A 22,330-nucleotide genomic window follows, 5' to 3' on the forward strand; every position below is an offset into this window, starting at 1 on the left:
TTATGACTTCTGAAGCTGTCATTTCGATTGCCGAACAGGGCATCTACACAGTATTGATGATAAGCGGGCCATTATTGCTTCTTGCATTAGTTGTAGGTTTGATTGTAAGCATTTTCCAAGCAACTACACAAATTCAGGAACAAACGCTGGCATTTATTCCGAAAATTATTGCCGTGTTGCTCGGTGTCGTCTTCTTCGGACCATGGATGCTGAGCCATATGCTGTCATATGCAAATGAAATTTTTTCGAATTTAACGAGATTTATAGGATGATTCTATGCTGGATTTGCTCCCGAAATTTCCGATGTTTTTGCTTATTTTTGTAAGGGTAACTTCTTTTTTTCTTATGATGCCGTTCTTTTCTTACAGGACAATACCTGCGAGGATAAAGATCGGCCTTGGCTTTTTTCTTGCCTGGATTATGTTTTTTACAATCGATGCACCCGCTTTTGAAATCAATGGAGAGTTTCTCCTCTTGATTATTAAGGAAGCATTAGTCGGGCTTTTGATTGGCTTTGTCGCCTATATGATTATGTCTGCAATCCAAATAGCCGGAGGATTTATTGATTTTCAAATGGGCGTCGCCATTGCCAATGTCATTGACCCGCAGACAGGTGCGCAAAGCCCTTTGATGGGGCAATATTTGTACTCGGTTGCATTGCTGTTTTTATTGACGGCTAATGGACATCATTTATTGATTGACGGGATTTTTTACAGCTACAAATTTATCCCTATTGATCAAGCATGGATCCCTTTCGGCAATGAAAATTTTTTAAATTATATATTGAAATCATTTAGTTCCGTCTTTGTCATTGCTTTTCAAATGTCTGTTCCCGTTGTTGGTTGTCTTCTTCTTGTCGATGTAGCCCTTGGGATCGTGGCAAGAACGGTTCCGCAGTTAAACGTATTTATTGTCGGCCTCCCTTTGAAAATTGGTGTCAGCTTTATTGTTTTGATTGCTGTAATGGGTGTGATGATGCTGGCAGTCTCACAATTGTTTGAGACAATGCTTAGCACGATGCGCGGTTTGATGGACCTTATTGGAGGGCTATAAATGAAGTTTCTTACATTAGACTTGCAGTTTTTTGCCGGAGAAAAAACGGAGAAAGCAACTCCAAAGAAACGCCAAGATGCGCGAAAAAAAGGGCAGGTGGCAAAAAGTCAGGATGTGAATACGGCCGTTCATTTGCTGGCAGTATTTTTATTTTTCATGTTTGCAGGCGAGTTGTTGTTGGATCATATTTTAGGTGTATTCAGGCATTCTTTCCAGGATTATTTGCTTGTTGAAATGACGGAAAATAATCTCAAATCGATTTTGCTTGAAATCTTGAAGGAACTCACTTTTATTTTAGGTCCGATCATGCTTGTTGCACTTGTTGCCGGTGTGGCGGCTAATTATTTTCAGATCGGATTTTTATTTTCGTCAGAAGCCATTCAAATGAAACTTGAGAAGATCAATCCGATCCAAGGTTTTAAACGCATTTTTTCTTTAAGGGCACTCGTTGAGCTATTGAAATCCGTTTTAAAAATCAGTTTTGTCGGAATTGTTACGTTTACGGTGCTTTGGAAGCGGATTGATGAAATTCTTCTCCTTTCTCATAAATCTGTAGGCGCTGCTCTTGCTGCGATCGCAAGTTTAACGGTGCAGATGGGGCTGTTTGCATCAGGTGCCCTGCTCTTTCTGGCGATTCTCGATTATCTATATCAAAAGTACGATTTTGAAAAAAGCATCAGAATGTCAAAACAGGACATAAAAGATGAATTCAAAAATATTGAAGGGGATCCTCTCATCAAATCAAAAATAAAGCAAAGACAGCGGGAAATGGCTATGCGAAGAATGATGCAGGAAGTGCCGAAAGCCGATGTGGTCATAACAAACCCTACCCATTTTGCGGTTGCTTTAAAGTATGATGAACAAAAAATGGATGCTCCGTATGTCGTCGCAAAAGGCGTAGATTATGTTGCTCAAAAGATCAAGTATATTGCGAAAGAAAATGATGTCATCACAGTGGAAAACCGTCCACTGGCAAGGGCGCTATACGATCAGACGGATATCGGTGAGACAATTCCGGAACAATTTTTTAAAGCGGTAGCGGAAATTCTTGCGTTCGTTTACCGGACAAAAAATAAGATTTGAATGAATTTTATTGTGTTTAAACACTGTTTTATTTTAATTTGGAGCGAGTTAGGAGAGAAACGGTATGTCAGCAAGAGATCTTCCAGTATTGCTAGGTGTGATCTTAATTGTAGCAATGCTAATAATTCCTTTTCCAACATGGCTGCTAAGCATTTTAATTATTATCAACATTTCTTTAGCGCTGATTGTATTGCTAACCTCAATGAATATGAGGGAACCGCTCCAGTTTTCCGTTTTTCCGTCATTATTGCTGATATTAACGCTATTTCGACTCGGACTGAATGTGTCAACGACCAGGGCGATCTTGTCGAATGGAGAAGCCGGAGGGGTTGTTGAAACTTTTGGTACGTTTGTCATCGGGGGCAACTTAGTTGTCGGTCTTGTTGTTTTCCTTATTTTGGTCATTATTCAGTTTATCGTTATTACTAAGGGCTCTGAACGCGTTTCAGAGGTCGCAGCACGCTTCACCCTTGATGCAATGCCGGGGAAACAAATGAGCATCGATGCAGATTTAAATGCAGGTATGATCTCAGAGCAAGAAGCCCGGCAGCGCAGGGAAAAAGTCGGCAGGGAAGCTGATTTTTACGGAGCGATGGATGGTGCCAGCAAATTCGTTAAAGGTGATGCAATAGCAGGGATCATTATTGTTTTCATCAACTTAATTTTTGGAATTGTTATTGGAATGCTGCAAAAAGATATGTCCATCAGCGATGCAGCCTCCCACTATTCTTTACTGACAGTAGGGGATGGTCTTGTCAGTCAAATTCCTGCATTACTGATTTCAACCGCAACCGGTATTGTCGTAACGAGGGCGGCATCAGAAGGGAATCTTGGGACAGATATTACTTCTCAGCTTCTTGCTTATCCGAAAATGCTCTATATTACAGGTGGTACAATATTCTTCCTTGGATTATTTACACCAATTTCGGATTTATTGACTCTTCCAATTGCCGGTTTGCTGTTTTTAGGAGGAAAGATGTTCTCACGGATTCCGGAGCCGGACAAAGAACATTTGCAAGAACTTGAAGAGGAAATTGAAACCGATGAAATGAAAAGCCCTGAAAGTGTTGTTAATTTATTAAGTATTGATCCGATTGAATTCGAATTTGGATATGGGCTTATTCCATTGGCTGACACAAATCAAGGCGGGGATCTTTTGGATCGGATTGTCATGATCCGCCGGCAGCTGGCGATTGAATTAGGGTTAGTCATCCCGGTTGTCCGCATCCGCGATAATATTCAGCTTCAGCCGAACGAATATCGGTTAAAAATAAAAGGAAATGAAATGGCCAGAGGTGAACTGCTTCTCGATCATTATTTGGCGATGAGCCCAGGAGTAGATGATGATTCAATCGAGGGAATCGATACGATTGAACCTTCATTCGGGCTTCCGGCCAAGTGGATTACGGAAGAAATGAAGGAAAAGGCAGAAATTTTGGGATATACAGTCGTTGACCCGCCTTCAGTCGTTTCTACACATATTACCGAAGTCATTAAAGCGAATGCCTATGAATTGTTAGGAAGACAAGAAACGAAACAATTGATCGACCATTTAAAAGAAAGCTATCCAATCCTTGTCGAAGAAGTAACGCCAAACCCTCTTTCTGTCGGTGAAGTACAGAAAGTACTTGCGAAACTTCTAAAAGAAAATGTATCGATTCGAAATTTGCCGGTTATTTTCGAAACGCTGGCAGACTTTGGAAAGGCCACAACGGATACAGATCTTCTAACTGAATATGTTCGCCAGGCGCTTGCCAGACAAATCACGAACCAATATACGGGGCAGGAGAAAACATTAAAAGTAATCACGCTTTCCGGAAAAGTTGAAAAACTGATTGCTGAAGGGGTACAGCAAACGGAGCACGGCAATTATTTATCTCTTGATCCTACTATTTCTCAACAAATACTGGAGTCAATAGCTTCCCAAATCGAACAAGTGTCGCTTATGGATCAGACTCCGGTTGTATTATGTTCCCCGGCAGTAAGAATGTATGTCCGCCAGTTAACCGAAAGATATTTTCCGCAAATACCGATATTATCTTATAACGAACTGGAAGCAAACGTAGAAGTACAAAGTGTCGGGGTGGTGAACGTAGATTGAAGGTAAAGAAATATGTCGCTTCTACTATGACTGAAGCGATGAAATTAATAAGGGCTGAACTTGGCAACGATGCTGTCATTCTTAATTCGAAGGTTGTTCATACAGGCGGATTTTTAGGTTTTTTTAAAAAGAAAAATATCGAAGTAATCGCGGCGGTCGATCCGATTCCAAAAGACGAAGCAATACCGATCGTGAAACAAAAAACAAAAAACATTCCGAAAGAGAAGGAATATCAATTTGAAAAACAGCAAGACATATATCCTGAAAATAAATTAGAGTCTACTTTTCATAATCTTCGCACAAGTGAATTGATAAAGGAAATTTCTGAAATAAAAGCGCTGTTGAAAAAAGGTCATTCCACTTTTAATGAAAGTGGAATTCCGCTTCCTGGTCCGCTGCATGAAGCAAGTCTGCTGATGGAAAAACAAGAGATTAATAAACAAATTCAGGCAGCTGTTCTCGAAGAGTTAATTGAAAAGTGGTATTTAACAGGTGCCCGCGCTTCAATAGATGAAGTTTTATCATGGCTTAAGAGTTATATATGTAATCGTATCGCCAATCTCACATTTGGCGGTGTTCATTTTGCGAAACAATATGTTAATGTGGTTGGTCCAACAGGGGTTGGTAAAACGACAACTTTAGCAAAGATTGCCGCCGATTGTGTGCTGACGCATAAAAAAAAGGCAGCATTTATTACAACAGATACTTATCGGATTGCTGCGATCGATCAGTTAAAAACATATGCACAATTATTAAATGTTCCGTTGGAAGTATGCTACAACATGGAAGATTTTCAGAAAGCAGCCAATCAATTTGCTGATTATGATATTGTCTTTATTGATACAGCAGGCAGAAATTTCCGAAATCCGGATTATGTAAATGACTTAAAAAAAACAATTGATTTTGACAGGGATATGGAAACATATCTTGTTCTTTCCTTAACTTCGAAACAAAAAGATATGGAAGAAATTATTGAACAGTTTTCACTTATTAGCATAGATAAATTGATTTTTACAAAAGCGGACGAAACTTCAAGCTATGGTGCGATGCTGAACGTAATCGATAAATACCGGATTGGCGCGGCTTATTTGACGAACGGCCAAAATGTTCCCGACGATATACTGGTTGCCAACCCTTCGGTGATAACGAATTTATTATTTGGGGTTGAAACAGATGAACGATCAAGCTGAAGGATTAAGATTAAGACTTGGGATGGATGAAAAAAAAACCGATAAAAAGGCAATCGCTGTTGTCAGCGGCAAAGGAGGAGTCGGAAAGTCAAATTTTTCTTTAAACTTTGCCATTGCATTGTCAAAACGGGGCGCAAAAGTTTTGTTAATTGATATGGATATCGGAATGGGAAATCTGGATATTTTAATGGGAAGCGCCCCTGACTTAACAATCATTGATTACTTCGAAAAAGAAATACCGCTTGAAAAAATCATTATGACAGGACCTAACGGAATCCATTATATTGCCGGCGGTTCGGGTCTCGCTTCGTTCGTGAAACTTGGAGAAGCAGAATTGGACCAGTTTTTTGAAGATTTAGAAATGAGCTTTGAGGATTATGAGTATTTGATTTTTGATATGGGAGCCGGCATTAGAGAAGATTTATTGCCTTTTCTGCTGTCCGTTGATGAAGTGTTTGTTATTACGACACCTGAGCCGACTGCAATCACGGATGCGTATGCGATGATGAAATATGTACATTTACTCGATTCAAGGATCCCGTTATATGTTGTCGTAAATAAGGCCCGATCAATAAAGGAAGGAGCCGAAACGATTCAAAGATTGTCAAAGGTTGTCAATCAATTTTTAGGGCGCCGCTTGATTTCCTTGGGCATTCTCCCTGATGATTTGATGGTGCAAAAGGCTGTCAGAAGGCAAATTCCTTTTGTGAATTTAAATGAAAAATCTCCTGTTTCCCGGTCATTAATAGAAATTGCCGATCGCTATGTGCAACCGAAGTCATATGAAAAAACACCGGCGGTCAAATTTCATTTTGTTTCAAAGTTAAAGAAATTTCTCTTTGAAAGGTAGGGAGCAGGTATGGAGAAAATTAAGGTGCTTGTTGTAGATGATTCAGCATTCATGAGAAAACTTATTCATGATTTTCTATCTGAAAATCCAAGGATCAGTGTCATTGGAATTGCCCGGCACGGAGAAGATGCCGTTAAGAAAGTAAAGGAATTGAAGCCGGATGTAGTTACATTGGATATTGAAATGCCGAAATTGAACGGGCTCGAAGCGTTAAAAATGATTATGCAGGAAAATCCCGTTCCCATTATCATGCTATCAAGCACGACACGGGAAGGTGCGGAAAATACAGTGCTGGCAATGCAATATGGGGCGATTGATTTCGTTCAAAAGCCATCCGGAACGATCTCTCTTGATTTGCATAAGGTCAAAGATGAATTAGTTCGCAAAGTGATATTAGCAAGTAAGGCGAATATGAAGCAAGTGGAAAAAGCTTCATTAATTGGAAAAAACACTATTCCAGCAACTCAAAATTATAGTAAAATTGAACTACAGAACCCGATAAAACATTCGAAAGTTTCCATTGGTAAATGGAATTATCAGAAAAAAAAGCTTATTTGTATTGGAGCTTCAACCGGCGGCCCGAGAGCATTGCAGCATGTTCTGATACAGCTGCCTCGAGAATTTCAGGCGCCAATTTTAGTCGTTCAACATATGCCGCCGGGTTTTACAAAATCTTTGGCGGACAGGTTGAATTCTTTATCTCAAATTCACGTCAAAGAAGCTGAAGATGGCGAATTGCTAAAAAAGGGAACAGCGTATATAGCACCCGGCGGCTATCACCTTAAGGTAAAACAAGTCGGGACAAGCCTTGCTGTTCAACTTGACAAGTCTCCCCCTTACAACGGCCATCGTCCTTCTGTCGATGTCATGTTTGAGTCTGTGAGCAAAATAAAAGACTATTTAAAGATCGCGGTTATTATGACAGGAATGGGATCTGACGGGGCCGAAGGGCTTATTCATTTAAAAAGCAACGGAGTAGTGAAAGCAATTGCGGAGTCACAAGAAACATCCATCGTGTTTGGAATGCCTAAATCGGCGATTGCTACAAGATTGGTAGATGAAGTCCAAAATGTTGAGAAAATTGCTGAAACAATTATGAAATACGTTTAATGCCGGGGAGTGAAGGCGCATGGAAATGAACCAGTATTTAGAGGTTTTTATTGAAGAAAGCAAAGAGCATTTGCAAGCTTGTAATGAGAAGTTATTAGAGCTTGAAAAAAACCCTCAGGACATTTCTATTGTAAATGAAATATTTCGGTCTGCGCATACATTGAAAGGGATGTCGGCGACAATGGGGTATGAGGACCTTGCCAGTCTGACCCATCAAATGGAAAATGTCTTAGACGCGATCCGAAATCATAGAATTTCTGTTACACCTGAAATTTTAGATGTCATTTTCCTTGCCGTTGACGATTTGGAAGCGATGGTTCAATCCATTGCAGAAGGCGGAGACGGCAAACGGGATGTCAGCGACGTTGTACATAAATTAAAACTGATCGAAAAAGGAGAAAAACCCATACAACAAAAATCAAATGAAGAAGTTGCCGCTGCTGCTATTGAGACGCCTGCCGCAACAATTGGCTCATACGACGAATTTGAGTTGACGGTGCTGAAGCAGTCAAAAGAACAAGGCTTTGAAGCTTATGAAATTACAGTGGCTTTACGAGAAGACTGTCTGTTAAAAGCGGCCCGTGTCTATATGATTTTTGAAGTTCTTGAAAAAATGGGGGAAGTCATTAAAGCCGTCCCTTCAGTCGAGCAGCTGGAAGAAGAGCAATTTGATCATGAATTTACAGTAACTTTTATTACAAAGGAACAGCGGGAAGATATTGAAAAGAAAATCATGAAAGTTTCCGAAGTAGAAAAAGTAAAAGCTGTTCCTCTCTCATTTGAAGATTTTCGCACAACGGAAGAAGAGTTTGAAGCTCCTGATAACAGCCGGTCTGATCAAACAGACTCAGAAAGCAGTCCAAGTACAAAGAATTCTCAATCAAACGAGGCGGCTCTTAGCAAGAAAACAGCTGCTAAACAGTCTCCAACAAGCAGCAAGACGATTCGCGTTAATATCGAAAGACTCGATATTTTGATGAACTTGTTTGAGGAATTGGTTATCGACCGGGGAAGACTGGAGCAAATTTCACGTGAATTAAAACATCAGGAGCTACATGAAACGGTTGAAAGAATGTCCCGAATTTCCGGTGATTTGCAAAATATAATCTTAAATATGCGAATGGTTCCGGTAGAAAATGTCTTTAACCGTTTTCCGCGGATGGTGCGCCAGCTTGCCAGAGATCTAAATAAAAAAATAGAATTAGAAATTATTGGGGCGGAAACCGAACTGGACAGAACGGTTATCGATGAAATTGGGGATCCGCTTGTACACTTGTTGCGTAATGCGATTGATCACGGCATAGAAACTCCTGAAGTACGAAAAGCGAACGGAAAAAATGAAGTGGGAACGATTGTCCTGAGAGCTTACCACAGCGGTAATCACGTATTTATCGAAATTGAAGATGACGGGGCCGGAATAAGCAAAGAAAAAATTCTTAATAAAGCTATCAGCAAAGGAATTATTAATGAACAAACGGCCGCCGTGTTAACAGATAAACAGGTGTACGAGCTGATTTTTGCTTCCGGTTTTTCAACGGCCGAGAAAATTTCTGATATTTCGGGCCGCGGAGTCGGATTAGATGTTGTGAAAAACACGATCGAATCACTCGGAGGCTCTGTTTCAATTGATTCGAAAGAAGGAGAAGGATCCATCTTTTCCATTCAATTGCCATTAACTCTTTCAATCATTTCTGTCATGCTTGTCGAAATCAAAAAAGAAAAATATGCGATCCCATTATCTTCAATTATCGAAACAGCGATCGTGAAAAGAGAAGAAATATTCAATGCCCATAATCAGAAAGTGATCGATTTCAGAGGAAGGGTTGTACCGCTTTTATTTTTAAAGGATATTTTTGAAGTTCCTGCATGGGATGAAGAAGATAATGATGATGAATTCCATTCTGTTGTCATTGTTCGAAAAGGAGATAAAATGGCCGGTCTTGTTGTCGATTCATTTATTGGGCAGCAAGAAATTGTTTTAAAATCACTCGGAAATTACTTAACAAATGTTTTTGCGATTTCCGGTGCAACGATTCTTGGTGACGGTCAAGTCGCTCTGATCGTTGATTGCAATGCCCTTATTAAGTAAGGAATAGTGAGGATCTTTTTCATATTCTTGCTGAAAAAAATGATAGATTTCGAGGGGAGTGATTCAACATGACGGCAGCCAAAACTGATGAGATGAAAGTCATCGTTTTTCAATTGATGGAAAAAGAATATGCAATCCCTGTCAGCCAAGTCCAGTCGATTGAAAAGGTTCAACATATAACGAGAGTTCCCGGCACTTCACCTTTCGTGAAGGGCGTCATTAATTTGCGAGGGGTCGTTACACCTATTATTGATCTTCGGAAGAGATTTGACTTTCCTGAAGCAAGTTATAATGACAACACACGTGTAATTATTGTGTTAATTGAAGATATAGAAGTAGGGCTGATCGTAGATAGTGCAAATGATGTAATAGATATTCCGGCAAATTCAATAGAACCCCCTCCTGAAGTGGTCGGTGCAATAGATGCGGATTATATTAGGGGCGTCGTAAATATTGATAAAAGGTTATTAATTTTGTTAGATCTCGGCACGGTTTTGAGTTCAGATAAAATTCTTGTATCTGTTGGGAATGAAGGATAGGCTATGTTATTCATCGAAAATTTTACAAGTTTGCACCTTGATATTTTAAAAGAGATTGGCAATATCGGCGCCGGCAATGCGGCAACGGCATTGTCTACCTTATTAAATAAAAAAATAGAAATGAACGTGCCGAACGTTCGGATTGTTTCGTTTGATGAAATGATGGAAATGGCCGGCGGCGCAGAAAATGTAGTAGCCGGTGTTTTTTTAAGAATTGAAGGAGATGCTCCTGGGAGCATGTTTTTTATCCTTTCATTAAAACAAGCAGACGCCTTTATTCAGCGAATGATTGGCGATTCGGATTTCACATTTGAGAACCCTCCATACAATGAATTGGCTTTATCGGCACTTCAAGAGCTTGGCAACATATTGTCCGGTTCTTATTTGTCATCATTGTCAGACTTTACAAATCTGTGTCTGTATCCTTCTGTGCCCGCCCTTAGCATCGATATGGTAGGAGCGATCATTAGCTACGGATTAATAGAATTGTCACAAGTTAGTGATTATGCAATTGTTGTAGAAACGGCGTTAAATGAAGATGACATGCAATCTTCAGACGGCGTGAAAGGCCATTTTTTCCTTTTGCCTGACCCTGACTCCTTTCGTACAATTTTCAAATCTTTAGGGGTTGCAGAGGATGATTGATAGTTTGCAAGTTGTGAAAGTAGGTATTGCTGACATGAAGATTGTACGTGCTCCCGGTTTAATCAGGACTTCCGGACTTGGCTCTTGTGTAGGGGTAGTCATTTACGATCAGGTAAAAGAGATTGCCGGATTAGCCCATGTTATGCTTCCTGATTCTTCACTTGCAAAGGCAGGAACAATTAACAGAGCTAAATATGCTGATACGGCAATAAAAGAACTAGTATCGTTATTAGTAAAGGGCGGTGCCCGTCAAATGGCGTTAAAAGCAAAAATAGCCGGCGGTGCCCAAATGTTTCAATTTGCTGCTGCAAACGATATGATGAGAATCGGACCGAGAAATGTAGAAGCTGTTAAAAGAGAGCTTGCTGCATTAAAAATAGTTATTGTTGCAGAAGATGTTGGAGGTAACAACGGTAGAACGATCGAATTTAATCCGAAAACTTGTGAATTAACGATCCGTACGGTAAACAAAGGAACCAGCACGATCTAGGGGCTGACTCATAAGTAAAGGGTCAGACCCAATCAGTACAAAGTGGTAAACGATTTGAGGAGGATTACCGTGACAAAGGTTTCAATGACCGATGAGCAAATATACTGGGAAAATTGGGTACGGCATCGTGATCCTCATGCAGGAAATCTATTAGTCAAAAAATATATGCCATTAGTTAATTATCATGTACAACGAATCTCTGTCAGTCTCCCAAAAAGCATATCAAGAGATGATTTGCAAAGCCTTGGAATGGTTGGTTTGTATGATGCACTTGAAAAATTTGACCCTGAGCGAGAATTAAAGTTTGATACATATGCTTCCTTCCGTATTCGCGGGGCAATTCTTGACGGTTTGCGAAAAGAAGATTGGCTGCCGCGAAGCACAAGAGATAAAGCCAAAAAGATTGAATCTGCAATTGAAAAGCTTGAACAGCGGTATATGAGAAACGTGACAACAGCAGAAATTGCAGCTGAACTGAATATGTCAGAAGATGAAGTAGTTTCCACAATGAATGAACACTTTTTTGCCAATGTTCTTTCCATTGATGAACATCCTCTAGAACATGATGACAAAGACGGGCAATCATATGTCCTTAAGGATGAGAAAGCAGAAAATCCAGAAGAAAAAATTGTGAAAGAAGAGATGCTTTTGGAGTTGTCTGAGCTCATTTCTCAGCTGAATGAAAAAGAGCAGCTAGTTTTAAGTTTGTTTTACAAAGAGGAATTAACATTAACTGAAATCGGCAGAGTAATGGGGCTGTCTACGTCGAGAATTTCCCAAATACATTCAAGGGCACTTTACAAACTGCGGCAAGCAATGGAATGCTTACAGCGGATAGAGGGGTAATATGGTTATTTTTTTTCTGATATTAAGTTTATTATTCAATATTTTGGCTTTTCTGGCAATCGTGATATTATATTTGCGCCAAAATCGATTCATTCAGGCAGAAAAAAAGCAAGAAAAAATGATTCAGGAAATGGAAGAAGTCATTTCGGCTTATATGATTGAAATGAAAGAAGAAAACGAGAAATTTATTAATCGTTTACAGGAAATTAGCCTAAATAAAGAAACTGCATTTATTAATAGAACGAGTGAAATGCCAACTCCAAACATATCGGATCTTCACTCCGATGGAACAAGCAAAGAGCGTTCAATCAGAATAGGAAAAGTCGCTCCCTTTCAAGCGGTAAAAGCTTATAAGAAAAACATGAACAATTCTGATCTTTCGATTGAGAAATCAAACAGCTCTCCGTTAACGGATGGCAAACAGTCAGGTTCCCAAAATGCATCCGTTGACTCAGAGAATCATTTCCAAGATCAAAACATAAAATCTGAACAGAAAGACGATTATTTAATGTCATTGTTAAATGAAGTTTTTTCTCTGAAAAAGGAAGGATTTAGCGTTGAAGAAATTGCAAAGAAACTGAATAAAGGAAAGACGGAAATCGAACTTTTACTTAAATTTAATCATCAAAATGAGCAGGAATAACTTGATTGTCATTTTCACATGTGCTATATTATGACATGGTGTTATTACACACGCTTGCTGATTTAAACGGATGGTGCTGTCAAAATGACAGTTTCCGTTTAAAAATGATGTGGGCGGAGGAAAACAAAACCATTAGGAGGAAAAAAGCATGTCAGTAATTTCTATGAAGCAATTGCTTGAAGCTGGTGTACATTTCGGTCACCAAACTCGCCGTTGGAACCCAAAAATGAAGAAATATATTTTCACTGAACGTAACGGCATTTACATCATCGACCTTCAAAAAACAGTGAAAAAGGTTGAGGAAGCTTTTAATTGGGTAAAAGAGCTTGCAGCGAATGGAGGAACAATTCTTTTCGTTGGTACAAAAAAACAAGCTCAAGAATCTGTAAAGGAAGAAGCAGAACGTTCAGGAATGTTTTATGTGAACCAACGCTGGCTTGGAGGAACTTTAACTAACTTTGAGACAATCCAAAAGCGTATCCAACGTTTAAAAGATATTGAAAGAATGGCTGAAGACGGCACTTTCGATGTTCTTCCAAAGAAAGAAGTAGTTAAATTAAGGAAAGAACAAGAGCGTTTAGAAAAATTCCTTGGCGGTATTAAAGAAATGAAACAGCTGCCGGATGCTTTGTTCATCATTGACCCTCGTAAAGAACGTATCGCAGTTGCAGAGGCACATAAATTAAACATTCCAATCGTAGCTATCGTAGATACAAACTGCGACCCAGATGAAATTGATGTGGTTATCCCTGCAAACGATGATGCAATTCGCGCTGTTAAGCTTTTAACTTCAAAAATGGCTGATGCGATCTTAGAAGCTAAACAAGGTGAAGAAGTTGCAACTACAGCTGCCGCTGAGTAATGTTAAAGGTGATAATAGGGAGCACCCTTTATCACCTTTTTTTAAAGATTTTCTTTTTGAATTATTCTAATAGCCAAGTTACATAACATACAATTAAGGAGGATTTCTTATTATGGCAATTACTGCACAAATGGTTAAAGAACTGCGCGAAAAAACTGGCGCCGGCATGATGGATTGCAAAAAAGCCCTTCAAGAAACAAACGGTGATATGGAAAAAGCGATTGATTTCCTTCGTGAAAAAGGAATCGCAAAAGCTGCAAAGAAAGCAGACCGTATTGCCGCTGAAGGTATTACTTCTATCAAAGTTGAAGGAAACGAGGCTGTCATTCTTGAAGTGAACTCTGAAACGGATTTCGTTGCTAAAAACGAAGGCTTCCAAACACTTGTAAAAGAATTGGCTGATCATCTTCTAAAACATAAACCGGCTACTGTTGAAGAGGCAGCAGAACAAAAAATGGATAGCGGTTCTACTGTAGCTGAACACATTAATGCCGCTGTTGCAAAAATCGGTGAGAAAATCACTCTTCGCCGCTTTGAAATCAAAACAAAAACTGACAATGATGCATTCGGTGCTTATTTGCATATGGGCGGACGCATCGGTGTTCTAACTGTGTTAGAAGGAACTACTGATGAAGAGGCTGCAAAGGATGTTGCAATGCATATTGCCGCATTAAATCCTAAATACGTTTCCCGCGACCAAGTTTCTCAAGAAGAAGTAGAGCGCGAACGCCAAGTTTTAACACAACAGGCTCTAAATGAAGGGAAACCTGAAAACATCGTCGCAAAAATGGTAGAAGGGCGTCTAGGGAAATTTTTTGAAGAAGTTTGTGTTCTTGATCAAGCTTTCGTTAAAAACCCTGACCAAAAAGTACGCCAATTTGTAGAATCAAAAGGCGCAACAATTCGCGAGTTCGTTCGCTACGAAGTTGGAGAAGGCTTGGAAAAACGTGAAGAAAACTTCGCAGAAGAAGTTATGAACCAGGTTAAGAAGTAATCAATTAAGCTATAATTAAACAGACTGATTCATACTCAGGGAACACTTTGTGTTCCCTGTTTTTAAAGCTTGCATAATAGGCTAAGACTACATATGGAGGTTCTTATGAGCAGCCCTAAGTACAAACGAGTAGTATTAAAATTAAGCGGAGAAGCTTTAGCAGGTGAACAAGGCTTCGGTATTAATCCTGCCGTCATTAAATCAATCGCCGAACAAGTAAAGGAAATAGCTGAATTAGGTGTTGAAGTGGCAGTAGTTGTAGGCGGCGGCAATATTTGGCGGGGAAAAATAGGCAGTGAGATGGGAATGGACAGAGCGACAGCGGATTATATGGGAATGCTGGCAACTGTGATGAACTCCTTGGCGCTGCAAGACAGCCTCGAACATTTAGGGATTGAAACACGTGTCCAAACTTCAATCGAAATGCGCCAAGTTGCAGAACCTTATATTCGCAGACGTGCGATTCGCCATCTTGAGAAAAAACGGGTGGTTATTTTCGCTGCTGGTACTGGAAACCCTTATTTCTCAACTGATACAACAGCTGCTTTGCGGGCAGCCGAAATAGAAGCGGAAGTTATTTTAATGGCGAAAAACAATGTAGATGGGGTATATACTGCTGACCCTCGAGTTGATAAAAATGCAAAGAAATATGATGAACTGTCTTATTTAGATGTTCTAAAAGAGGGGCTCGCGGTTATGGATTCAACAGCATCGTCACTATGTATGGACAACAATATACCGTTAATTGTATTCTCTATTATGGAACAAGGAAATATTAAACGAGCCGTGATGGGCGAAACAATCGGAACAATCGTAAGGGGGAAATAATAATGCCAAAACAAGTCATTGCAAATGCTAAAGAAAAAATGACGAAAGCGATCCAAGCATATACACGCGAACTTGCAAGCATTCGGGCAGGCAGAGCCAGCGCTTCTTTATTGGACAGAGTAACCGTTGAATATTATGGAGTGCCTACACCTGTCAATCAATTAGCAGGGATTACTGTTCCCGAACCTCGCTTACTTGTCATCCAGCCATATGATAAATCAATTGTTGGGGAAATCGAAAAAGCCATTTTAAAATCAGATTTGGGATTAAATCCGACAAGTGACGGCTCCCTTATCCGCATTGCCATTCCGCAGCTCACTGAGGAACGCCGAAAAGAGCTTGTAAAAGTTGTAAAAAAAGAATCAGAAGAAGCTAAAGTAGCGATCAGAAACATCCGCCGCGATGCAAATGATGATCTTAAAAAATTAGAAAAAGCAGGCGAAATAACAGAAGATGATCTTCGCGGATATTCGGATGATATTCAAAAGCTTACGGATGAACATATTAGCAAAATTGACCAAATCACAAAAGATAAAGAAAAGGAAATCTTGGAAATCTGATTATTGCTCGCCGGACGGCGAGTTTTCTTTTTCAAAAAATAGAAAAAGCGATGCTGTTCCGAAGGTCTTTTTGCTTTACTTAATCCTCTATATTTTTTATAGAGATATCTAATTGAATTTTTGGTATGATAAGAGCGTGCAGTTTGAAAAAATTTTTACATATTCTGCATTTTTCCTTTTTTATCGGAGGTAACGATTAACCTTTTTTGGAGGAGCTGAACTATGTTTAATAAAATAAAGCTTTGGAAGAACCAGAATTTCTCTTCCAATCTCCGAGATCGAATTAAAAACATTAAAGAACAACAAGTTCCTTCACATATTGCCATTATTATGGACGGGAACGGCCGCTGGGCAAAGAAGAGAGCATTGCCGAGAGTAGCAGGCCATCATGAGGGTATGAAGGTCGTTCGTAAAATAACGATGCTGGCAAATGAACTTGGAATAAAAATATTGACTTTGTACGCATTTTCCACGGAAAACTGGAAGCGCCCGAAGAACGAAGTAGATTATCTAATGAAGCTTCCCGAAGAGTTTCTAGGCACCTTTTTGCCGGAGCTTGTGAAAGAAAATGTAAAGGTGAAAATGATAGGCTATAAGCACAATCTTCCGGAACATACGGTAAGAGCAATTGAAAAAGCAACCGATGAAACAAAGGAAAACAACGGCCTTATTCTAAATTTTGCTCTCAATTATGGAAGCAGGGCTGAAATTATTGAAGCTGTAAAGCACGTCTTAAAAGATTGCCGAAGTGGCATAATGAATGAAAACGACTTGAATGAGGATGTATTTTCCAATTATTTAATGACTTCAGGTCTTGAGGACCCCGATCTCTTAATTAGAACCAGCGGGGAAATTCGGCTGAGCAATTTTATGCTATGGCAGCTTGCGTATACAGAATTTTGGTTTACCGATGTTTTGTGGCCGGATTTTTCCGAGGAACATTTAATCGAAGCAATAGAAGATTTCCAAAACCGCCAAAGACGGTTTGGGGGAGTTTGATCATCCCCAAATTTGACATCGGGGCTTCCATATTCATGAATCTAGACGAAGAATACAAAGGTGTTGAATAATGGATGAAGCAAAGAATCATAACAGCAATCGCAGCAGCGGCTGTTTTTTTGCCGATTGTTTTTTTCGGAAATATGCCATTTTTGGCCATGATATACTTATTGGCAACGATAAGCTTATATGAGCTGTTAAAAATGCGAAAACTGAAGCTTTTTTCAGTTCCAGGCATTATATCATTGGCTCTACTTTGGATATTTTTATTGCCAAATGAGTATTTAAATTTAATTGAGGATCTTAACTATTCAAAGGTAGAAGTCGCGCTATTGGCTGTTTTGCTATTTTTAACTTATACCGTTGCGACAAAGAACAGGTTTTCATTTGACGATGTTGCCTTTTCAACAATGGCAATTATGTATATCGGGATCGGATTTTATTATTTTATTGAAACGCGCGAAGCGGGCTTGACTTATGTGTTTTATTCACTATTTATCGTTTGGGCGACCGATTCAGGTGCTTATTTTATCGGACGGGCTATTGGCAAAAACAAACTTTGGCCGGAAATCAGCCCTAACAAGACTGTGGAAGGATTTATTGGCGGCATTGTATGCGCCATCATCGTTGCGATTTTATTTGTATTCTTTACAGATATTGATGCATCACTTATACAATTAATGATCATCACTGTCTTTTTGTCGATTTTCGGTCAAATTGGCGATCTAGTCGAGTCAGCTTTAAAAAGGCATTATGATGTGAAAGATTCCGGTAACATTCTTCCCGGTCATGGCGGTATTTTAGACCGCTTTGACAGCCTGTTATTTGTTTGGCCTCTATTGCATTTCTTTCACTTGTTATAAGAAAAGTGCAAGCGCCTCGATTAGGCCCGACAGCTGCTTGCGCTGGACAGTTATCAAAGTCCAAAAATAAAAATTTTGTTCTTGTTGTTGATTAGTAGGAGTTGAATGTATTTGAAGTATATTAGTTTGTTAGGGGCAACCGGTTCAATTGGTACTCAAACATTGGATATCATAAGGGAACACCCTGACCAATTTAAGCTTGCGGCGATGTCTGTCGGCAGAAATCTTGATCTCGCAAGAAAAATCATTCATGAATTTAAGCCCGAGCTAGTTTCAACCAGGGATAAATCCGGTTCAGATAGCTTGAGAGCCGAATTTCCCGGTATTACTTTTACATATGGAGAAGAAGGTTTATCAGAAGCAGCTGTTTTTGAAAAAACAGACATTCTCGTAAATGCTGTATTAGGCAGCGTCGGTCTATATCCGACATTGCAAGCAATTGAAGCGGGTAAAACAATAGCGATCGCAAATAAAGAGACGCTTGTTACCGCGGGCCATCTAGTAATGGAAGCAGCCCGTCGAAAAAAAGTTCCATTGCTTCCGGTCGACAGTGAGCATTCAGCCATATTCCAAGCCCTTCAAGGTGAAAAAGAAAAAAACATTGAAAAAATTATTTTAACGGCTTCTGGAGGAAGTTTTCGGGACAGAAGCCGGGACGAACTAGTCAATGTTACAGTAGAGGAAGCCCTTAACCACCCTAATTGGTCCATGGGAGCGAAAATTACGATTGATTCCGCCACCATGATGAATAAAGGCCTTGAAGTGATTGAGGCTCACTGGCTTTTTTCAATGCCATATGATCGAATAGAAGTGCTTTTGCATAAAGAAAGTATTATTCATTCGATGATTGAGTTCCATGACAGCAGTGTGATTGCCCAGCTCGGAACACCGGATATGAGGGTGCCGATTCAATATGCGTTAACTTACCCGGACAGACTGCCTCTTAAATCTGCAAGCAAGCTGAATCTTGCCGAAATTGGCAAGCTCCATTTTGCTGAGATGGACTTTAACCGTTTTCGCTGTTTACAATTTGCATATGAAGCCGGAAAAGCGGGGGGAACGATGCCGACAGTTCTAAATGCTGCAAACGAGGAAGCAGTGGCCGCATTTCTGAATGGGGAAATTTCTTTCCTGCAAATTGAAGATTTAATTGAAAAAGCAATCAGCAAGCACGAAATCATTAAACATCCTGATCTTGAAACGATTCAAGTAATCGATAAAGAAACAAGAAACTTTGTTAAAGGTTTATACTGATTATATTCACATAGAATGTAATATAGAGTACAAACGGTTTTTGCTTCATACTTGGCATGAAGTAATATATTTGGTACTCTTTAGCCAAGAAATATGTTTCATGCTGAAAAACATGAAAAAAATCTGACAGTCTAAAAGGTGGGTATACGTTTGAGTACAGTGATAGCCTTTATCGTCATATTTGGCGCCCTTGTTTTTTTCCATGAATTAGGACATTTCGTTTTTGCAAAAAAAGCGGGTATTTTATGCCGGGAGTTTGCGATCGGTTTTGGCCCGAAAGTATTTTCCTATAAAAAAGGGGAAACAACCTATACGATACGCCTTCTGCCAATAGGCGGATTTGTCCGGATGGCAGGAGAAGACCCTGAGATGGTGGAAATTAAGCCCGGCTACAGAATTGGATTGCTCTTTGACAAAGCCGGAAAAGTAAACACGATTATTTTAAATAATAAAGATGAATATCCTGATGCAAGGATTGTTGAAGTTGAGCATGCAGACATTGAACACGAACTTATCATAAAAGGATATGCGGATGATGAAGAGGACGTTCTCCGTACGTTTGCCGTCAATCCAGAGGCAACAGTGGTGGAAAACGGCTCTGAAACTCAAATTGCGCCATATAACCGCCAGTTCGCTTCTAAGACACTTGGCCAAAGAACAATGGCCATTTTTGCAGGACCAATGATGAACTTTATCCTTGCATTTGTGGTCTTTGTTATTATTGCACTTTTTCAGGGAGTGCCATCTATGGAACCTGAACTCGGGAAATTGACTCCGGATGGTGCTGCTTATGAGGCAGGTTTAAAAGAAGGAGATAAGGTTGTAAGCATTGATGGTTCAGAAATTTCAACCTGGACAGATGTGGTTGAAATCATTCGCAAAAATCCCGGCGAAGAACTTCAATTTACCATTGAACGAAATGGCGATACACTTGAAATACCGGTAACTCCGGAAGTGCAAGAAGCTGAAGGGAAAAAAATCGGTTTAATAGGGGTTTACAGTCCTGTTGAAAAATCACCGTTAAAAGCACTCACTTACGGAGCAAGTGAAACGTATTTCTGGACGAAAGAGATTTTCTTTATGCTTGGCAAGCTAGTGACAGGGCAGTTTTCGATTGATTCTCTTTCAGGACCTGTTGGCATTTACGTTTCAACCGATACAGTTGCAAAATCAGGAATTTATTATTTAATGAAATGGGCAGCAATTTTAAGCATAAACCTCGGGATCATGAATTTGCTTCCAATACCGGCCTTAGACGGTGGTAGACTAATGTTTTTTGCTGTTGAAGCGGTCAGGGGAAAACCGATTGACCGTCATAAAGAGGGAATGGTTCATTTTATCGGTTTTGCACTGCTTATGCTATTAATGCTCGTAGTAACATGGAATGATATTCAACGCTTTTTTCTATAATGAATAGTTAGCCTAATGCCTCCGGCGTGTTTGACCGGAGGCGCATTCGGATTTAAGTAAATGGGGTGTATGATATGAAACAGAGTATGACGCTAATTCCGACACTAAGAGAAGTACCTGCAGATGCAGAAATAAAAAGCCACCAGCTATTATTAAGAGCCGGTTTTATACGGCAAAATGCCAGCGGTGTTTACAGCTATATGCCATTAGGGCGAAAAGTACTGCAAAAAATTGAGGAAATTATCCGTGAAGAAATGAATAATGCCGGAGCCGTCGAACTGCTTATGCCGGCACTGCAGCAGGCGGAGCTCTGGCAGGAATCAGGTCGTTGGTATACATACGGGCCGGAATTGATGCGGCTAAAAGATCGCCATGAAAGAGAATTTGCTCTTGGTGCAACGCATGAAGAAGTGATTACAAGCTTGGTTCGTGATGAAGTTAAATCATATAAACGGCTACCACTCACTTTATATCAGATTCAAACTAAATTTCGTGATGAAAAGCGTCCGCGTTTCGGGCTTTTGCGCGGTCGAGAGTTTATTATGAAGGATGCATATTCATTCCATTCATCAAAAGAAAGCCTTGACGAAGTATACGAAAAAATCTTTCAAGCTTACTCGAATATTTTTAGAAGGTGCGGACTCGATTTTCGTGCTGTTATTGCTGATTCAGGAGCAATGGGCGGAAAAGATACGCATGAATTTATGGTGTTATCAGATGTCGGAGAAGATACGATTGCTTACTCAGATGCATCGGACTATGCAGCGAACATTGAAATGGCACCTGTCGTTGTCAAATATGAAAAAGACGATGAGCCTGAAAAAGAACTGGAAAAAGTAAAAACAGAAAATCAAAAAACGATTGAAGAAGTATCAGCTTATTTAAATGTAGATGAGAAGAAGTGCATAAAATCATTACTTTTCAAAGTGGATGATTCATATGTGCTCGTTCTTGTTCGCGGTGACCACGAAGTTAATGATATTAAACTGAAAAATCTGTTTGAAGCAAATACGGTAGAGCTGGCTGATGCTGAAGAAACAAAGAAGATTCTTGGTGTAAGCGTAGGCTCCATCGGCCCGATTCATGTAAACAATGTTGAAATTGTTGCAGATTTTGCGGTTGAAGCGATCACAAACGGAGTATGCGGTGCTAATGAAGAACATTTCCATTACATAAATGTGAATCCCGGCCGTGATTTTAAAGTCAGCCGGTATGCAGACCTTCGGTTTATTCAGGAAGGAGATCCTTCACCTGATGGGCAAGGGAAGATTTTGTTTGCGAAAGGAATCGAAGTTGGACACGTCTTTAAGCTCGGAACCCGTTACAGTGAAGCAATGAATGCCGTATATTTAGATGAAAACGGCAAATCACAGCCAATGATCATGGGCTGCTACGGAATCGGAGTTTCCCGGACGTTGGCTGCTGTCGCTGAACAGTTCAACGATGAAAATGGGCTTGTCTGGCCTGCAAATATTGCACCGTTTCAAGTACATGTCATTGCCGTTAATATGAAAGATGAAGCACAAGCTTCATTAGCCGAAGAAATTTACACAGAATTGCAAAAAAACCGCTTTGAAGTTTTGCTGGATGACCGTCAGGAAAGACCGGGCGTGAAATTTGCCGATTCTGATCTCATTGGCATTCCTGTCATAGTTACAGTCGGAAAGAAAGCTGCTGACGGCATTGTCGAAGTAAAAGTGCGCAAAACAGGCGAAATGCAAGAGATTCATAAAAATGACCTTTTGCCGGCGCTTACTGACATTCTGAAAAATTTATAATCAGATTCGATTCGGGTTCCGTCATATGGGCGGAACCCGTTTTTTACCTGGATGGTTTAAAACGCGAAGCACTGTTGGAAGTTTTTCTTTATGTTATAATTACCTATGTTCATATTGGTAAAAGGATCATTTTTATAGAAGGA

Annotated in this window: 22 protein-coding genes; all 22 read left to right on the forward strand. The window is 39.9% G+C overall.

Going from position 1 to position 22,330, the window contains the following annotated elements; genetic code table 11:
• The first annotated feature begins 2 nt into the window (after positions 1 to 2).
• On the forward strand, positions 3 to 272 hold the full coding sequence (fliQ, locus tag C0966_RS03930; RefSeq protein WP_274853902.1) for a flagellar biosynthesis protein FliQ: 270 nt from the start codon (positions 3 to 5) through the stop codon (positions 270 to 272).
• A gap of 4 nt (positions 273 to 276) precedes the next feature.
• Positions 277 to 1,053, forward strand: coding sequence for a flagellar biosynthetic protein FliR (gene fliR / locus C0966_RS03935; protein WP_274853903.1), 777 nt, complete (start codon positions 277 to 279; stop codon positions 1,051 to 1,053).
• On the forward strand, positions 1,054 to 2,136 hold the full coding sequence (flhB, locus tag C0966_RS03940) for a flagellar biosynthesis protein FlhB (RefSeq protein ID WP_274853904.1): 1,083 nt from the start codon (positions 1,054 to 1,056) through the stop codon (positions 2,134 to 2,136).
• A gap of 64 nt (positions 2,137 to 2,200) precedes the next feature.
• Positions 2,201 to 4,237 (forward strand): flagellar biosynthesis protein FlhA, encoded by a 2,037-nt coding sequence (gene flhA / locus C0966_RS03945; RefSeq protein WP_274853905.1) that lies wholly within the window; start codon positions 2,201 to 2,203, stop codon positions 4,235 to 4,237.
• Positions 4,234 to 5,427 (forward strand): flagellar biosynthesis protein FlhF, encoded by a 1,194-nt coding sequence (flhF, locus tag C0966_RS03950; protein ID WP_274853906.1) that lies wholly within the window; start codon positions 4,234 to 4,236, stop codon positions 5,425 to 5,427. The genes flhA and flhF overlap by 4 nt, the downstream gene beginning before the upstream one ends.
• Positions 5,411 to 6,277, forward strand: coding sequence for a MinD/ParA family protein (locus C0966_RS03955; RefSeq protein WP_274853907.1), 867 nt, complete (start codon positions 5,411 to 5,413; stop codon positions 6,275 to 6,277). The genes flhF and C0966_RS03955 overlap by 17 nt, the downstream gene beginning before the upstream one ends.
• A gap of 9 nt (positions 6,278 to 6,286) precedes the next feature.
• Positions 6,287 to 7,387: a protein-glutamate methylesterase/protein-glutamine glutaminase gene (locus tag C0966_RS03960; RefSeq protein ID WP_274853908.1), complete on the forward strand. Its 1,101-nt coding sequence runs from the start codon at positions 6,287 to 6,289 to the stop codon at positions 7,385 to 7,387.
• Positions 7,388 to 7,406: 19 nt separating this feature from the next.
• Complete coding sequence (locus C0966_RS03965) at positions 7,407 to 9,476, forward strand: chemotaxis protein CheA (protein WP_274853909.1); 2,070 nt, start codon at positions 7,407 to 7,409, stop codon at positions 9,474 to 9,476.
• A 68-nt stretch (positions 9,477 to 9,544) separates the two neighbouring features.
• Positions 9,545 to 10,015, forward strand: a complete 471-nt coding sequence (locus C0966_RS03970; RefSeq protein WP_274853910.1) for a chemotaxis protein CheW — start codon at positions 9,545 to 9,547, stop codon at positions 10,013 to 10,015.
• Positions 10,016 to 10,018: 3 nt separating this feature from the next.
• Complete coding sequence (locus C0966_RS03975) at positions 10,019 to 10,660, forward strand: chemotaxis protein CheC (RefSeq protein WP_274853911.1); 642 nt, start codon at positions 10,019 to 10,021, stop codon at positions 10,658 to 10,660.
• Positions 10,653 to 11,150 carry a chemotaxis protein CheD gene (locus C0966_RS03980; RefSeq protein WP_274853912.1) on the forward strand — a complete coding sequence of 166 codons (498 nt, stop codon included), beginning with the start codon at positions 10,653 to 10,655 and terminating at the stop codon, positions 11,148 to 11,150. The genes C0966_RS03975 and C0966_RS03980 overlap by 8 nt, the downstream gene beginning before the upstream one ends.
• 69 nt (positions 11,151 to 11,219) lie before the next feature.
• Positions 11,220 to 11,996 (forward strand): FliA/WhiG family RNA polymerase sigma factor, encoded by a 777-nt coding sequence (locus tag C0966_RS03985; RefSeq protein WP_274853913.1) that lies wholly within the window; start codon positions 11,220 to 11,222, stop codon positions 11,994 to 11,996.
• 1 nt (position 11,997) lies between these two features.
• Positions 11,998 to 12,639 (forward strand): DUF6115 domain-containing protein, encoded by a 642-nt coding sequence (locus C0966_RS03990; protein WP_274853914.1) that lies wholly within the window; start codon positions 11,998 to 12,000, stop codon positions 12,637 to 12,639.
• A 148-nt stretch (positions 12,640 to 12,787) separates the two neighbouring features.
• Positions 12,788 to 13,501 carry a 30S ribosomal protein S2 gene (rpsB, locus tag C0966_RS03995; RefSeq protein ID WP_274853915.1) on the forward strand — a complete coding sequence of 238 codons (714 nt, stop codon included), beginning with the start codon at positions 12,788 to 12,790 and terminating at the stop codon, positions 13,499 to 13,501.
• A 112-nt stretch (positions 13,502 to 13,613) separates the two neighbouring features.
• Positions 13,614 to 14,495, forward strand: a complete 882-nt coding sequence (tsf, locus tag C0966_RS04000; RefSeq protein ID WP_274853916.1) for a translation elongation factor Ts — start codon at positions 13,614 to 13,616, stop codon at positions 14,493 to 14,495.
• Between the two features lie 105 nt (positions 14,496 to 14,600).
• Positions 14,601 to 15,323: a UMP kinase gene (pyrH, locus tag C0966_RS04005; protein ID WP_274853917.1), complete on the forward strand. Its 723-nt coding sequence runs from the start codon at positions 14,601 to 14,603 to the stop codon at positions 15,321 to 15,323.
• Positions 15,324 to 15,325: 2 nt separating this feature from the next.
• Positions 15,326 to 15,883, forward strand: a complete 558-nt coding sequence (gene frr, locus C0966_RS04010; RefSeq protein ID WP_274853918.1) for a ribosome recycling factor — start codon at positions 15,326 to 15,328, stop codon at positions 15,881 to 15,883.
• A gap of 222 nt (positions 15,884 to 16,105) precedes the next feature.
• A complete protein-coding gene (locus tag C0966_RS04015; RefSeq protein WP_274853919.1) occupies positions 16,106 to 16,882 on the forward strand; it encodes an isoprenyl transferase in 777 nt (258 codons plus the stop codon).
• Positions 16,883 to 16,956: 74 nt separating this feature from the next.
• Positions 16,957 to 17,745, forward strand: coding sequence for a phosphatidate cytidylyltransferase (locus C0966_RS04020; RefSeq protein ID WP_274853920.1), 789 nt, complete (start codon positions 16,957 to 16,959; stop codon positions 17,743 to 17,745).
• 111 nt (positions 17,746 to 17,856) lie between these two features.
• Positions 17,857 to 18,999, forward strand: a complete 1,143-nt coding sequence (gene dxr, locus C0966_RS04025; protein WP_274853921.1) for a 1-deoxy-D-xylulose-5-phosphate reductoisomerase — start codon at positions 17,857 to 17,859, stop codon at positions 18,997 to 18,999.
• Positions 19,000 to 19,149: 150 nt separating this feature from the next.
• Positions 19,150 to 20,409 (forward strand): RIP metalloprotease RseP, encoded by a 1,260-nt coding sequence (gene rseP / locus C0966_RS04030; RefSeq protein ID WP_274853922.1) that lies wholly within the window; start codon positions 19,150 to 19,152, stop codon positions 20,407 to 20,409.
• A 74-nt stretch (positions 20,410 to 20,483) separates the two neighbouring features.
• Positions 20,484 to 22,187 carry a proline--tRNA ligase gene (locus C0966_RS04035; protein WP_274853923.1) on the forward strand — a complete coding sequence of 568 codons (1,704 nt, stop codon included), beginning with the start codon at positions 20,484 to 20,486 and terminating at the stop codon, positions 22,185 to 22,187.
• Positions 22,188 to 22,330: the final 143 nt, after the last annotated feature.

This window comes from Bacillus methanolicus (assembly GCF_028888695.1).
GTDB lineage: Bacteria > Bacillota > Bacilli > Bacillales > Cytobacillaceae > Bacillus_Z > Bacillus_Z methanolicus_B.

Excerpts from the sequence above, each read along its gene's own strand:
- flhA (WP_274853905.1), top strand. The coding sequence starts at position 2,201 with ATGTCAGCAAGAGATCTTCCAGTATTGCTAGGTGTGATCTTAATTGTA.
- pyrH (WP_274853917.1), top strand. The coding sequence starts at position 14,601 with ATGAGCAGCCCTAAGTACAAACGAGTAGTATTAAAATTAAGCGGAGAA.
- C0966_RS03980 (WP_274853912.1), top strand. The coding sequence starts at position 10,653 with ATGATTGATAGTTTGCAAGTTGTGAAAGTAGGTATTGCTGACATGAAG.
- C0966_RS03965 (WP_274853909.1), top strand. The coding sequence starts at position 7,407 with ATGGAAATGAACCAGTATTTAGAGGTTTTTATTGAAGAAAGCAAAGAG.
- C0966_RS03960 (WP_274853908.1), top strand. The coding sequence starts at position 6,287 with ATGGAGAAAATTAAGGTGCTTGTTGTAGATGATTCAGCATTCATGAGA.
- tsf (WP_274853916.1), top strand. The coding sequence starts at position 13,614 with ATGGCAATTACTGCACAAATGGTTAAAGAACTGCGCGAAAAAACTGGC.
- fliR (WP_274853903.1), top strand. The coding sequence starts at position 277 with ATGCTGGATTTGCTCCCGAAATTTCCGATGTTTTTGCTTATTTTTGTA.
- rpsB (WP_274853915.1), top strand. The coding sequence starts at position 12,788 with ATGTCAGTAATTTCTATGAAGCAATTGCTTGAAGCTGGTGTACATTTC.
- fliQ (WP_274853902.1), top strand. The coding sequence starts at position 3 with ATGACTTCTGAAGCTGTCATTTCGATTGCCGAACAGGGCATCTACACA.
- C0966_RS04035 (WP_274853923.1), top strand. The coding sequence starts at position 20,484 with ATGAAACAGAGTATGACGCTAATTCCGACACTAAGAGAAGTACCTGCA.
- C0966_RS03970 (WP_274853910.1), top strand. The coding sequence starts at position 9,545 with ATGACGGCAGCCAAAACTGATGAGATGAAAGTCATCGTTTTTCAATTG.
- C0966_RS03975 (WP_274853911.1), top strand. The coding sequence starts at position 10,019 with ATGTTATTCATCGAAAATTTTACAAGTTTGCACCTTGATATTTTAAAA.
- flhB (WP_274853904.1), top strand. The coding sequence starts at position 1,054 with ATGAAGTTTCTTACATTAGACTTGCAGTTTTTTGCCGGAGAAAAAACG.
- C0966_RS04015 (WP_274853919.1), top strand. The coding sequence starts at position 16,106 with ATGTTTAATAAAATAAAGCTTTGGAAGAACCAGAATTTCTCTTCCAAT.
- C0966_RS03990 (WP_274853914.1), top strand. The coding sequence starts at position 11,998 with ATGGTTATTTTTTTTCTGATATTAAGTTTATTATTCAATATTTTGGCT.
- C0966_RS03955 (WP_274853907.1), top strand. The coding sequence starts at position 5,411 with ATGAACGATCAAGCTGAAGGATTAAGATTAAGACTTGGGATGGATGAA.
- C0966_RS04020 (WP_274853920.1), top strand. The coding sequence starts at position 16,957 with ATGAAGCAAAGAATCATAACAGCAATCGCAGCAGCGGCTGTTTTTTTG.
- frr (WP_274853918.1), top strand. The coding sequence starts at position 15,326 with ATGCCAAAACAAGTCATTGCAAATGCTAAAGAAAAAATGACGAAAGCG.